Annotated in this window: 10 protein-coding genes; 4 read left to right on the top strand and 6 right to left on the bottom strand. The window is 68.0% G+C overall.

Annotation, left to right across the window (positions count from 1 at the left end):
* The 6 genes from EO174_RS17955 to EO174_RS17930 all read right to left on the bottom strand — a co-directional run bounded on the left by EO174_RS17955 (position 1) and on the right by EO174_RS17930 (position 7,581).
* Positions 1–2,496 carry a DNA topoisomerase I gene (locus EO174_RS17955; RefSeq protein ID WP_104584082.1) on the bottom strand — a complete coding sequence of 832 codons (2,496 nt, stop codon included), beginning with the start codon at positions 2,494–2,496 and terminating at the stop codon, positions 1–3.
* Positions 2,497–2,678: 182 nt separating this feature from the next.
* Positions 2,679–3,920, bottom strand: coding sequence for an RDD family protein (locus EO174_RS17950; protein ID WP_126946404.1), 1,242 nt, complete (start codon positions 3,918–3,920; stop codon positions 2,679–2,681).
* Positions 3,921–3,947: 27 nt separating this feature from the next.
* Positions 3,948–4,682 carry a pilin gene (locus tag EO174_RS17945; protein WP_126946401.1) on the bottom strand — a complete coding sequence of 245 codons (735 nt, stop codon included), beginning with the start codon at positions 4,680–4,682 and terminating at the stop codon, positions 3,948–3,950.
* A gap of 37 nt (positions 4,683–4,719) precedes the next feature.
* The gene (locus EO174_RS17940; RefSeq protein WP_003484452.1) at positions 4,720–5,193 is read right to left on the bottom strand and encodes a DUF494 family protein; all 474 of its coding nucleotides are present in this window, start codon (positions 5,191–5,193) and stop codon (positions 4,720–4,722) included.
* 43 nt (positions 5,194–5,236) lie between these two features.
* Entirely contained in the window at positions 5,237–6,373 is a 1,137-nt protein-coding gene (gene dprA, locus EO174_RS17935; RefSeq protein WP_104584068.1) for a DNA-processing protein DprA, read from the bottom strand.
* A 71-nt stretch (positions 6,374–6,444) separates the two neighbouring features.
* Positions 6,445–7,581, bottom strand: a complete 1,137-nt coding sequence (locus tag EO174_RS17930; protein ID WP_104584069.1) for a LysM peptidoglycan-binding domain-containing protein — start codon at positions 7,579–7,581, stop codon at positions 6,445–6,447.
* Positions 7,582–7,712: 131 nt separating this feature from the next.
* Between EO174_RS17930 and def the strand changes: the two genes are divergently transcribed.
* The 4 genes from def to EO174_RS17910 all read left to right on the top strand — a co-directional run bounded on the left by def (position 7,713) and on the right by EO174_RS17910 (position 12,336).
* Positions 7,713–8,225: a peptide deformylase gene (gene def / locus EO174_RS17925; RefSeq protein WP_126946398.1), complete on the top strand. Its 513-nt coding sequence runs from the start codon at positions 7,713–7,715 to the stop codon at positions 8,223–8,225.
* A gap of 108 nt (positions 8,226–8,333) precedes the next feature.
* Positions 8,334–9,257, top strand: coding sequence for a methionyl-tRNA formyltransferase (gene fmt / locus EO174_RS17920; RefSeq protein ID WP_104650054.1), 924 nt, complete (start codon positions 8,334–8,336; stop codon positions 9,255–9,257).
* Positions 9,257–10,567 (top strand): 16S rRNA (cytosine(967)-C(5))-methyltransferase RsmB, encoded by a 1,311-nt coding sequence (gene rsmB, locus EO174_RS17915; RefSeq protein WP_126946395.1) that lies wholly within the window; start codon positions 9,257–9,259, stop codon positions 10,565–10,567. Before fmt ends, rsmB begins: the two co-directional genes overlap by 1 nt.
* A 47-nt stretch (positions 10,568–10,614) precedes the next feature.
* Positions 10,615–12,336 (top strand): glycosyltransferase family 39 protein, encoded by a 1,722-nt coding sequence (locus tag EO174_RS17910; protein WP_126946392.1) that lies wholly within the window; start codon positions 10,615–10,617, stop codon positions 12,334–12,336.
* Positions 12,337–12,488: the final 152 nt, after the last annotated feature.

Genomic DNA, 12,488 nt, shown 5'->3' with positions numbered 1-12,488 from the left:
TTAGCCTGCGGCCTTGCTCACGGTCTTCTTGACCACGCGCTTGGTGGCCTTCTTGGCAGCGGCCTTCTTGGCCGGCGCCTTCTTCGCCGCCGTCTTGGTGGCGGTTTTCTTGACCGCGGTCTTCTTGGCGGCGTCCTTGGCCTCCTTGGCCGAATCCTTCACCGCGTTCTTCTTGAGCGTGGCCTTCTTGGCGCCGAAGCCCTTGCGCACCGGCTTGCCGGTATCGGCCAGCAACTGCTGCACTTCTTCGAACGTCAGCGTGGCCGGCTCGCGATCCTTGGGGATCTTGCCATTGAGCTTGCCATCGCTGATGTACGGGCCGAAGCGGCCATTGAGCACCTGGATGTCGCTGCCTTCGAAGTCCTTGATCACGCGGTTGCGCGCGATCTCTTCCTTCTCCTCGATCAGGAACACCGCGCGCGCCAGGTCGATGGTGTACGGGTCGTCTTCCTTCTTCAGCGAGGCATAGACGCTGCCGCGGCGCGCAAACGGGCCGAAGCGGCCGATGCCGACGCTGACGTCCTGGTCCTTGTCCTGGCCCAGCGCGCGCGGCATCTTGAACAGTTCCAGCGCGTCTTCGATGGAGATCGAATAGATGCTCTGGCCCGGCCGCAGCGAGGCGAAGGTGGGCTTCTCCTCGTCTTCGACGGTGCCGATCTGCACCATCGGGCCGAACCGGCCGATGCGTGCGCTGACTTCCTTGCCGCTGACCGGGTCGGTGCCCAGCACGCGCACGCTGCCGGCGTCGGTCTTGTCCAGCGAATCCTTCTTGTCCTCGACCAGTTCCTTGAACGGGCCCCAGAACTTCTCCATCAACGGGATCCACTCTTCCTCGCCGCGCGAGACCGCATCCAGGTCGTCTTCGAGCTTGGCGGTGAAGTCGTAATCCACGTAGCGGGTGAAATGCCCGGACAGGAACTTGGACACGGCGCGGCCCACGTCGGTGGGACGGAAGCTGCGGCCTTCCATTTCCACGTACTTGCGGAACTGCAGGGTCTGGATGATCGAAGCGTAGGTCGACGGCCGGCCGATGCCGTATTCCTCCAGCGCCTTGACCAGCGCCGCTTCGGTGAAACGCGGCGGCGGCTGGGTGAAGTGCTGGTCGGTGACGATGCGGTCCAGCGGGATGTTGTCGCCGGCCTTCATCAGCGGCAGCTTGCGGCCTTCGTCCTCGTCCTCGCTGCTCTTGGTGTCCTTGCCTTCTTCGTAGACCGCCAGGAAGCCCGCCACCACCACGGTGGTGCCGCTGGCGCGGAACACGTGCTCGCTGCCGGCCGACAGATCGACGCTGACGGTGTTGAGCGTGGCCGGGATCATCTGGCAGGCCACTGCGCGGCGCCAGATCAACTCGTACAGGCGACGCTCGTCGTCGGACAGGAAGCGCGCCACCTGCGCCGGGGTGCGCAGCGCCGAGGTCGGACGCACCGCCTCATGCGCTTCCTGCGCGTTCTTGGATTTGGTGGTGTAGGCGTTGGGCTGGTCCGGCAACGAGGCGGTGCCGAAATCGCGCGCGATCACATCGCGGATTTCCGCCAGCGCGTCCTGCGACAGGTTCACCGAGTCGGTACGCATATAGCTGATCAGACCGACCGAGCCTTCGTCGCCCAGCGCCACGCCTTCATACAGTTTCTGCGCCACCTGCATGGTCTTGCGGGTGGTGAAGCCGAGCTTGCGCGAGGCTTCCTGCTGCAGCGTGGAGGTGGTGAATGGCGGGGCAGGGCGGCGCTTGCGCTCCTTGCTGGCCACATCGGTGACATGCAGCACGCCTTGGGCGGCCTGCTGGATGCGCAGCCGCGCCGCTTCTGCGGTATCGCCGTCGGTGACGGTGAACTGCTCGAACTTCTGCCCGTCCAGCTTGATCAGGCGCGCATTGAACGGCTGCGACGGATGCCGGCAATGCGCATCGATGGACCAGTATTCGCGCGCGATGAAGGCTTCGATCTCTTCCTCGCGCTCCACGATCATGCGCAGCGCCGGCGACTGCACGCGGCCGGCCGACAGCCCGCGCTGCACCTTGCGCCACAGCACTGGCGACAGGTTGAAGCCGACCAGATAGTCGAGCGCGCGGCGGGCCTGCTGCGCATCGACCAGATCGGCCGCGATCGCGCGCGGCTTGAGCATGGCTTCCTTGATCGCGCGCGGGGTGATTTCGGTGAACACCACCCGCTGCATCGTCTTGTCCTTGAGCAGCCCGCGCTCTTTCAGGATCTCGGCGATGTGCCAGCTGATCGCCTCGCCCTCGCGGTCCGGGTCGGTGGCCAGATAGATGTCGTCGGCGCTCTTGGCGGCGCGCGCAATGGCTTCGACATGCTTCTCGTTCTTCTCGATCAGGTCGTAGCGCATCGCAAAGCCATTGTCCGGATCGACCGCGCCCTCCTTGGGGACGAGATCGCGCACGTGCCCATACGAGGCCAGGACGGTGAAGTCCTTGCCGAGGTATTTATTGATCGTCTTGGCCTTGGCAGGCGATTCGACGATGAGCAGGTGCTTGGGCATGGTGGCGAATTCTTTGGGCAGGGCCCGGGGGGCGGGTAGCGTGGCCTAATTGGCCGGTGGAGGGAAGCAGATCGCCTGTTTCCCACACGTCAACGCCCGGGAAACGAGCCCGGGCGTTCAGTTCTCTTATTAGAAAGATCACGGCGGACGCCGCCGTGTCAAGCGGCCAGTGCCGCGAACTGCTAGTTCTGGCTCATTCCGATGGCGGTCAGCAGGAAGGCCAGCGCCACGACCGAGAACACCAGCAGCACCGCATAAATGGCCAGGACCACGATGGTGACCGTATCCAGACCCCTGGATTGCCGCTCCGGGTGATCGGTGAAGGCCCAGCGGTCCACCACCAGGGTGTCGCAGACCTTGTCGTGCGGGGCCTGCTTGCGCGCGGTCATGCCGGCCATGAACGCCGCCACGATCGCGCCGATGCCCAGGGTGAGCACGCTGATCAGCATGTAGGCCAGATAGCGCAGCACGTTGCGCCAGAAACCGACCCGGCCGCCGTTGCTGTCGGCACGCACCAGCTTGATGCCGCAGGCGAGCTTGCCCAGGCTGGCCTGATGCCGGCTGGACTGCATCCAGGCGAAATACAGCGTCGGGATCGCCAGGCCGATGCCATAGGACAGCACCAGGATGGCGGTGCCGAGTGCGCTGCCGTCGTCCAGCGCCGAGCCGGAATCGCCCCGGGTGGTCGCCAGCGCCACGACGAACACCAACGGAATCACGATCAGGTACACCGCAAAGCTGGTGATCAGGCTGTCCAGGATGCTGGCGGCCACGCGCCGCCACAGTCCGGCGTAGACAACCGGGGCCTCATGCGAGGCAACGGTGGCGGCAGGCGCGGCGGCAGAGCCCCAGGCATCCGGAACCGGCACGCCGGCGGATGGATGCGACGAGGTAGAGGCCGGCGTAGGCGCGTTAGCGGTGGTGGTCAGGATCGGGTCTGGGGCCGCTGGAGTTGTGGCCGCGTCTGCCGGCGTGGTGGCCCACGCCACTGGATCGACCGGTGCAGCATCTGCCGGTGCAGCGTGCTCGCGCGCCGGAAGCTGCTGGTGATCGGCCACCGCATACTGATCGGCAAGGCCGGGTTCGGTCTGCCCAGGCGCAGCGTCTGCAGTGCGGGCGGCAAATGACGCGGCTGCGGCAGGCGTACCGCCCGCCGCGCCGCTGGCCGGGTCAACCGTCGCCTGCGGCGCGCTGCGCGGAACGTCCGGGTCCGCATCGGCGGTCGGCGCGGGAGGCGTCGGCACCGCGGTGGCGACGTCCAGCTCGGCCGCGACCTCGCCAAGTGTTACCCACTGCGGCAAGCCTTCGCGCCAGACCAGGCTGGATGCATCGATCAGGCCGTCGGACAGGCGCGCGCGAAGCGTGTCCGTGTCCACCGGCCCCTGGCGCTCGCGTTGTGCGTCGGCGTAGTACCACTGCGTCATTGAAGTCCCCTTGGGTAAAGCGATTGACTAGCCGCGGCAGTCCGGCGGAAGTTGGTCGTCGTCGATCTCGGAGCTGCACTGCCAGATGCCGGCGTCCGCGTCGAAATCCAGCCACAGCGCCTTGCCGTCGATCCTGGTCATCGTCGGCGCATGCAGCAGCGCCTCGACGCCGCATTCGGTGGTGTCGAAACGGCCGATCTGCACGCTGGTCAGCACCTCGTTTGCATACCGCTCGGGCGCGAGGAAGCCGGCATCGCCATTGACCGGGCAACGGCCTTGCTGGGCGAGAAACCCGGCGATCTGCGGCTTCAAGGGCGCCAGCGCCGTGATCGCCCGGGCGACCTTGCTACGCGCGGTGTAGTCCTGATACGCCGGCAGCGCGATCGCAGCCAGGATGCCGATCACCGCCACCAGCACGAACAGGCCCACCACCGCGCCCAGTACAAGGGCCAGCGGCCAACCCGGCCCATTGCCGGGCAGGCGCTGCGCTGACGACGGGGACGAACTGGCGGCTGCGGCGTGAACAGCCGCAGGCGTAACCGGCGGCAGCGGCGGCGGCAGCACTGCGGTGCGCATGGCGGTGGAAATCGGGGGCCCGAGCTCGTCGGCGCACGCTGACAGCGGCACCCATCGGGCAAATCCTGCGCGCCAGACCAGGGTGTCCAGTGCGATCGCGTGATCGCGATACAGCGCCAGCAAGGCCTCGCCAGCCACCGGGCCACGCCGATGGCGGTTGCCCTCGGCGTAATACCAACTGCTCATTGCCGTCCCCTCGCACGCTTCCGTTGCGGCTTCCGCTTCAGTGTACGGGTTCAGGCTCGTCCAGGAACATCTGCGTTTCCATCCAGGCATAGGCCGCCTCGGCGCCCGGCTGGTTGAACAGCACCATCAAGACCACCCATTTGAGGTCGTCCAGGTCCAGTTCGTCCTGATCCAGCGCCATGGCGCGGTCCAGCACCAGCTCGCGCTGGTCGGCGTCCAGGATGCGGTGTTGTTCCAGGAACAGCAGAAATCCACGGCAGTCCACATCGAGCTTGTCCAGCTCCGGGCCGTGATAGATGCGTACCGGTCCATCGACATGCGGGCGCGCGACACTGGGCCGCTGCTCGGAGAGCGCGTCCAGCCAGTCGAAGGCTTTGCTGATTTCTGCGGGACTGAAACCGGCCTGGATCAGGCCATTCTGAAGCGAGTCACGGTCGCGGACCAGGTCCGCATCTTCGCTGAAATAATGTTCGAACAGGTACAGCAGTACATCAAGAATGCTCTCTTTCATTGCCCCTCGGCCTGCGTCGCGCGACGCTGTGGAGGTGAAGAAACTAGGGATTGCGGGTATAGCGACCGTGCTCGGCGACCACGTCTCCCTCCAGTTCCATGATGAGCAGCATGGAGGACAGCGCGGCGGCCGTCAATCCGGTGCGTTCGACCAGGGAATCCATAGGGGTTGGGTCGTGGCCCAGCGCCTGCCACAAGCGCTGGTAGTCCGGATCCGAGCGCGCCGTGCCGGCTTGCGGTGGTGTCCTGGCCTGATCAGTGGGGGCGGCCAGGCGCTGGCGCAAGGCGTCTGCCAGTTCGCCCGACAGCAGGCGCAGGCCGTCGATGATCTGGGCCGGCTCCTGCGCCAGGGTGGCGCCCTGCCGGATCAGGTGATGGCAGCCGCGCGCGAGCGGATTGTGCAGCGAGCCGGGCAGGGCGAACACCTCGCGCCCGGCCTCCGCCGCCAGCCGCGCGGTGATCAGCGCACCCGAGCGCATGGCTGCTTCCACCACCAGGGTGCCCAGGGCCAGCCCGGCGATGATCCGGTTGCGGGCCGGGAAGTGTCCCGCGACCGCCCCGGTGCCGGGCAGGTACTCGCTGACCACCGCACCACGCGCGGCGATGCGATCGCGCAGGCACTGGTGATGCGCGGGATAGGCCACATCCGTGCCGGTGCCCACCACCGCCACGGTGATGGCGTCGCTGCGGGCAAGCGCGGCCTCGTGCGCGATCGCATCCACGCCGGCGGCCATGCCGCTGACGATGGCCAGGCCGGCGCCGGCCAGGCTGGAGGCGAATGCGCGAGTGTGGTCGCGGCCGCCGGCGGTGGCGGAGCGGCTGCCGACCACGGCCACGCCCGGGTGCCAGAGCGCGTTCGGGTCGCCGTCCACGAACAGGGCCAGCGGCGGGTTGACGATGTGGCGCAGCAGGGCGGGGTAGTCGGGGTCGTTCAGGCCGATCAGGTGATGGCCGGGCTGCTCGCACCAGTGCAGGGCTGCGTCCAAGACGCGCGCATCGGGCGCCTGCAGGCGAGCCGCCTGCAGATCGTCGCAGCCGGCGGCACGCCAGGCCTCGTGCCCGGCGACCAGTATCTCTGCCGGGCTGCCAAAACAGCGCAGCAGTGCGCTGCGCGGCGGGCTGCGGCCACCCGCCATGAGCAGGATCAGGAATGCGCGCAGGTCGGGAGTGGTGAGAGCCATGCCTCAAGCCTGGACCGCAAACGACGACGGCGCCCTCGGGCGCCGTCGCATTACCGCATCGGAATTGTCGCTTACTGCGCGTCGGGATGCTTGACGAAGTAGCCCAGGCCGGTTGGCTTGACGCTTTCCATCACCAGCGCATAGCTGACCTTGTCGAAGGTGCGGAACACCATCGCGTGCGAGGCGTATTCGTCGGGCAGGCCGACGGTGGAGCCGGCCGGGCCGCTGAAGTCGTCGTCGGTCCGCGAGAAGCGCGAATGCTTGACGCGGTCGCTGACCGTGCGGCCCTTGCGCCAGATCGAGAACACCGTGCCGTTGTTGATGCCTTCGCGGGCGCCGCCGGAGATGGCGATCACATCGCGGGTACCGCCGACGATGAAGGCATCGGAGATGGCCAGCACCCGCAATTCGGTCTGCAGCGCCTGTTCCGACGGCGGATGCGGGATGAACTGCAGGTCGTACGGCTGCGCTTCGACGGCAACGATGCGATCGCCGGCGCGCACTTCGCGGCCGCTGTCCTGCAGCAGCAGGGTGGCCGCCTTGGAATTGCCGCCCGCCGCGCTGCGCGTGATGGTGCCGACGTTGACCTGCGCCAGTTCGTAGCCCAGGAACTCGCGGCGCGTGCTCGGCGCGATGTAGTTCTTCCAGATGTTGCCGGCGCCCGCGGTGATGTTGCCGGCCGCATCGAGGTCTTCGTTGTGCTTGGGCAGGCTGAACTTCACGGTCGGGCGCACCACCGCAAAGCGCTGGCCCGGCTGTGCATCGTCCAGGCCGACCACATAGGCCACCTGGCCGGTGGTGGCGCGCGCGCGGCCGCCTTCCAGGCCCACCACGTACGGCAGCTGGTCGAAGTCGTCGGTGACGCGCAGGTTCTTCAGGAACGGCTCGACCTCCGCCAGCGGAATCGCGTTGATCGGCGCTTCCTGGCGTGGGCCGGGCTGGACGGTGCCCTTGGCGACGCGATCCAGGTAGGCCAGGCTGATCACGTCGCCGGGGTAGATCAGGTGCGGATTCTGGATCTGCGGGTTGGCCTGCCAGATTTCCGGCCACAACCACGGCTTCTGCAGGAAACGTCCAGCAATGTCCCACAGGGTATCGCCCTTGCGGACCACGTAGGTGTCTGGATGTTCGCCCACCGCTTGCGCGGCAGCGTAGGTCGCGACGGTCAGCATCGCCGCAGCGACGACCGTACGAAGTCGGTTCAACATGAGTGCCTTCTTGCCTGATTCCCCAACAGGTCCGCGCACTATAGTCCAGAAACCGGGGCGTCACGCAAGCATTGCGCTAGAATGACAGCGTCTTGCCGGCGCAGCGCCGGTGTTCCCAGACGGGTAATCCCATGGCTTTGCTCCCTATCCTCGAATTCCCCGACCCGCGGCTGCGCACCAAGGCCGTGCCGGTCGATGCTGCCGAGCTCACCAGCTCGGCATTCCAGACCCTGCTCGACGACATGTTCCAGACCATGTACGAGGCGCCCGGCATCGGCCTGGCCGCCAGTCAGGTGGACGTGCACAAGCGTTTCATGGTGATCGACGTCAGCGAGGAGAAGAATCTCCCGCAGGTGTTCGTCAACCCGGAAATCGTGAGCAGGCAGGGCGAGCAGGTGTATCAGGAAGGCTGCCTGTCGGTACCGGGCATCTATGCCGATGTCGCCCGCGCCGATGCGATCACCGTGCGCTATCTCGACCGCCAGGGCAAGGCGCAGGAACTGAGCACCGATGGCCTGCTGGCGGTGTGCATCCAGCACGAGATGGACCATCTGGACGGCAAGCTGTTCGTCGATTACCTGTCGCCGCTCAAGCGCGAGATGGTGCGCAAGAAGCTGGCCAAGCAGCGTAAACACGTGGCCTGACGGCCGGGATTTGGGACTTGGGAGTCGGGATTCGCAAAGCCGGTTCTCTCACCGATTGCCGAATCCGCCGTTGCGACTCCCCAATCCCCACTCCCGAACCCCCTCCCTATGAGAATCGTATTCGCCGGTACGCCGGATTTTGCCGTCGCCTCGTTGCGCGCCGCCGCGCAGCGGCATGAAGTGGTGGCGGTCTATACCCAGCCGGATCGGCCTGCCGGCCGTGGCCGTGGGTTGACGCCCTCGCCGGTCAAGCTGGAGGCGATCGCGCGCGGCATTCCGGTGTTGCAGCCGCAGACATTACGTTCGCCCGAGGCACTGGCCACGCTGCGCGCGCTCAATGCCGACCTGATGGTGGTGGTGGCCTACGGCCTGATCCTGCCCAAGGCGGTGCTGGCCGCGCCGACCCACGGCTGCTGGAACGTGCATGCCTCGTTGCTGCCGCGCTGGCGTGGCGCCGCGCCGATCCAGCGCGCGATCGAGGCCGGCGATACCGAAACCGGCGTCTGCCTGATGCAGATGGAAGCCGGGCTGGATACCGGCCCGGTGCTGCTGTCGCAGCGCATCGCAATCGGCGAGCAGGAAACCGGCGGGCAGTTGCACGACCGCCTGGCCGCGCTGGGCGCGCAGGTGCTGTCCGATGGCCTGGGCCTGCTGCGTGCCGGTATCCGTCCGGTGGCGCAACCGCAGCCGGACGAGGGCGTGACCTACGCGCACAAGCTGGACAAGGCGCAGGCGCGGCTGGACTGGGCGCAGCCGGCGCAGGAACTGGCGCGGCGCGTACGCGCGTTCAATCCATGGCCGGTGGCCGAGGCGCTGCTGGCCGGCGAGCGCGTGCGCCTGCATGGCGCGGTGGCGCTGGAGCTGGCGCATCAGCAGGCGCCGGGCACCCTGCTCGCCGCCAGCAAGCAAGGCATCGACATCGCCTGCGGGCAGGGCGCGCTGCGGGTGCGCGTGCTGCAGCGCGAGGGCGGCAAGGCGATCACCGCTGCCGACTACCTCAACGCACGCCGCGACCTGCCGGCGCTGCGCTGATGCCGGCAGAGACCGCAATGGCGGGCGTGGGCTCGCGTCTGGCCGCGGCACGGGTGCTGACGGCCGTGTTCGACCAGGGCCGCTCGCTCAAGGCCGAACTGGCCGCGACCCTGCCCGGTCTTGATGATCCACGCGACCGCGCGCTGGTGGAGGCGATCTGCTTTGCGGTGCTGCGCCGCCGCCCGGCCTATGACGTGGCATTGCGGCAGTGGCTGGAACGCCCGTTGCCGCCGCGCGATGCCGAACTGAAGGCGCTGCTGATGGCCGGCTTCGCCCAGCTCGACGTGCTGCAGCTCCCCGCGCATGCGGCCTTGTCGGCCACCGTGGACGCGTGCCGCGCGTTGGGCCGGCCGCGTCAGGCCGGCATGGTCAACGCGATCCTGCGGCGCGCCCAGCGCGAGGGGTTTCCGGCGGTATCCGCCGATGCGGGCTGGCCGTCCTGGCTGCGCAAGCAACTGCGCGCCGATTGGGGCGACCAGGCCGAGACCATTTTCGAGGCAAGCGCGCAGATGGCGCCGATGTGGCTGCGCGTGCAGCGCTCGCGGATCGACCCGGCCGGCTATGTCGCAGGCCTGGCCGCGCTGGGCATCGCCGCCGAAACGGACGCGGTGTTGCCGGATGCGGTGCGTCTGCACGGCGCGGTGCCGGTGAGCCAGTTGCCGGGCTTTGCCGAGGGCGATGTCTCGGTGCAGGACGGCTCCGCGCAGCAGGTCGCCGATGCGCTGGTGCTGGCGGCGTCTGCGCGTGTGCTCGATGCCTGCGCCGCGCCCGGTGGCAAGGCCGCGCATCTGCTGGAGCGCCATCGCGGCTTGCAGCTCACCGCGCTGGATGTGGATGCGCGCCGGCTGGAGCGGGTGCAGCAGACCCTGCAGCGCACCGTGCCGGGCGCGCAGGTGACCCTGCACGCGGCCGATGCGGCCGAGACCGACGCATGGTGGGACGGCCAGCCGTTCGACGCGGTGCTGCTGGATGCGCCGTGTTCGGCCACCGGCGTGGTGCGCCGTCAGCCGGACGTGCTGCTGCATCGCCGTGCCGACGATATCGACGCCTTGTGCGCATTGCAGGCGCGTCTGCTCGATGCCAGCTGGCGCACGCTGCGACCGGGCGGGCAGCTGCTCTACACCACCTGTTCCCTGCTTGCGCGCGAGAACCAGGCGCAGGTGGATGCCTTCCTGCAGCGCACTGCCGACGCACGGGCGCAGCCGCTGGGTGCGCAATTCGGGCATGCGGCCGGTGCCGGACGGCAGCGTTTCCCCGGCGAGCGGCACTGCGACGGTTTTTTCTACGCGCTTTTGCTAAAAGCGTCCTGACCGCGCGCCGAACCCGGCGCTCCACCTCCGCACCCACGCCATCCGTCATGCTCAAGACTCGTGCTTCCAAGGATTTCTGGCTGCTGGCCATCACGGCTGTGCTGGTGATCGGCGCCGGCCTGGGACTGCGCGACCCCTGGCCGTCGGACGAGCCGCGGTTTGCGCTGGTCGCCAAGCAGATGGTGATGAGCGGCGACTGGCTGTTCCCGCATCGCGGCAACGAGCTGTACTCGGACAAGCCGCCGATGCTGATGTGGCTGCAGGCGCTGTTCTACACGCTGCTGGGCAACTGGCGGGTGGCGTTCCTGTTGCCGTCGCTGCTGGCGGCGCTGGGCACGCTGGCCTGCGTGTACGACCTCGGGCGGCGGCTATGGACGCGGCGCGTGGGGGCCTATGCGGCCTGGATGCTGCTGTTCACGCTGCACTTCACCTTCCAGGCCAAGAAGGCGCAGATCGATCCGCTGGTGGTGTTCTGGATCACCCTGGCCAATTACGGATTGCTGCGCCACCTGCTGCTGGGGCCGGCCTGGCGCTGGTGGACGCTGGGCTGGTTCGCCGCCGGGCTGGGCGTGATCACCAAGGGGGTCGGCATCATCGCCCTGCTGATGCTGATCCCGGCCGGCATTGCGGCGGCGCGCGGCTGGCCGGGCGTGCGCGTGCATGTGCGCGACCGGCGTTTCTGGCTGGGGCCGCTGTTCTTCTTCATCGCGATCCTGTTGTGGTTCGTGCCGATGATGGTGACCGCGCTGACTGCCGGCCAGCCCGAGTACCGCGTCTATCTCAACGACATCCTGCTGCGCCAGACCGCCAAGCGTTACGCCAATTCCTGGGATCACGCGCAGCCGGTCTGGTACCACTTCAAGGGCATGGCCACGATGTGGCTGCCGACCATCCTGTTGCTGCCCTGGGCGATCCCGGCCTGGTGGCGCCGGCTCAAGCGACGCGATGCGCGCTATCTGTTGCCGCTGGCCTGGTGGCTGCTGGTGCTGGTGTTCTTCACCATTCCCAGCGGCAAGCGCGATGTGTACATCCTTCCGGCGCTGCCGATGTTCTGCCTGGCCCTGGCGCCGCTGGCGGCAGGCCTGCTGCGCCGTGCCGGGGTGCAGCGGCTGCTGTTCGGATTCGTGGTGCTGCTGACGGTGGCCTTCGTTGCCGGCGGTGCGGCGATGCTGATCGGGCATCCGGGGTTCGAGCAGAAGATCATGGACAGCCGCGGAGTCGGCAGCGAGGCCACCGACCCGCTCGGCTGGCTGCTGCTGGCGGTGGGCCTGTGGGGCGTGGCCAGCCTGTTGCTGCTGCGGGTGCGCGGTTCCGCGCTTGCCGCCGCATCGCTGCTGGGCGCGTGGTGGGTGGCGTTCGGGTTGGTCTGCTATCCGATCTTCAACGATTCCAGTTCGGCGGGCGCGGTGATGCGCGAGGCCGGGCGCCGGATCGGCCCGGATGCGCAGCTCGGGCTGGTGGCCTGGAAGGAGCAGAACCTGCTGATGGCCGACCGCCCCGCGCAGACCTTCGGCTTCAAGGTGCCGTGGGAGCAGCAACTGCAGCGTGCGGTGGCCTGGCAGGCACAAGACCCGGAGCAACGCTGGCTGATGGCGCAGGAGACCGCGCTGCTGGCCTGCGTGGACCGCAGCCGCAGCCAGATGGTGGGCGTGGCCAACCGCCGTCGCTGGTGGCTGGTACCGGCCGATGCCGTGCACGGCAGCTGCGTGGCAAGTGCCGAGCAGCGGGCAGTGGAAGCGCAGGAGCAGGGCAACCTGGACACCGAATGAGCCGGCGCAGCACAGGTTCCGGCCACGATCGGCGGCGCGTCAACGCCGCCGCCGGCCGCCGTCTAGCATGGATTCATGCGGGACATCGTTAGCTTGGCCGGCGTCGCTGACGCGTGCCGCCCGATTCACCCCCATTCGCCACCGATGTCTGA

Source organism: Xanthomonas sp. BRIP62418, from assembly GCF_003993495.1.
Taxonomy (GTDB): Bacteria; Pseudomonadota; Gammaproteobacteria; order Xanthomonadales; family Xanthomonadaceae; genus Xanthomonas; species Xanthomonas euroxanthea.
This window is presented reverse-complemented; position numbering and strand designations above follow the sequence as displayed.

What these genes read in the sequence shown, in the direction of transcription:
- EO174_RS17910 (WP_126946392.1), top strand. Translation starts at nt 10,615, where the DNA reads ATGCTCAAGACTCGTGCTTCCAAGGATTTCTGGCTGCTGGCCATCACG.
- EO174_RS17940 (WP_003484452.1), bottom strand. Translation starts at nt 5,193, where the DNA reads ATGAAAGAGAGCATTCTTGATGTACTGCTGTACCTGTTCGAACATTAT.
- fmt (WP_104650054.1), top strand. Translation starts at nt 8,334, where the DNA reads ATGAGAATCGTATTCGCCGGTACGCCGGATTTTGCCGTCGCCTCGTTG.
- EO174_RS17945 (WP_126946401.1), bottom strand. Translation starts at nt 4,682, where the DNA reads ATGAGCAGTTGGTATTACGCCGAGGGCAACCGCCATCGGCGTGGCCCG.
- EO174_RS17930 (WP_104584069.1), bottom strand. Translation starts at nt 7,581, where the DNA reads ATGTTGAACCGACTTCGTACGGTCGTCGCTGCGGCGATGCTGACCGTC.
- EO174_RS17950 (WP_126946404.1), bottom strand. Translation starts at nt 3,920, where the DNA reads ATGACGCAGTGGTACTACGCCGACGCACAACGCGAGCGCCAGGGGCCG.
- rsmB (WP_126946395.1), top strand. Translation starts at nt 9,257, where the DNA reads ATGCCGGCAGAGACCGCAATGGCGGGCGTGGGCTCGCGTCTGGCCGCG.
- def (WP_126946398.1), top strand. Translation starts at nt 7,713, where the DNA reads ATGGCTTTGCTCCCTATCCTCGAATTCCCCGACCCGCGGCTGCGCACC.
- EO174_RS17955 (WP_104584082.1), bottom strand. Translation starts at nt 2,496, where the DNA reads ATGCCCAAGCACCTGCTCATCGTCGAATCGCCTGCCAAGGCCAAGACG.
- dprA (WP_104584068.1), bottom strand. Translation starts at nt 6,373, where the DNA reads ATGGCTCTCACCACTCCCGACCTGCGCGCATTCCTGATCCTGCTCATG.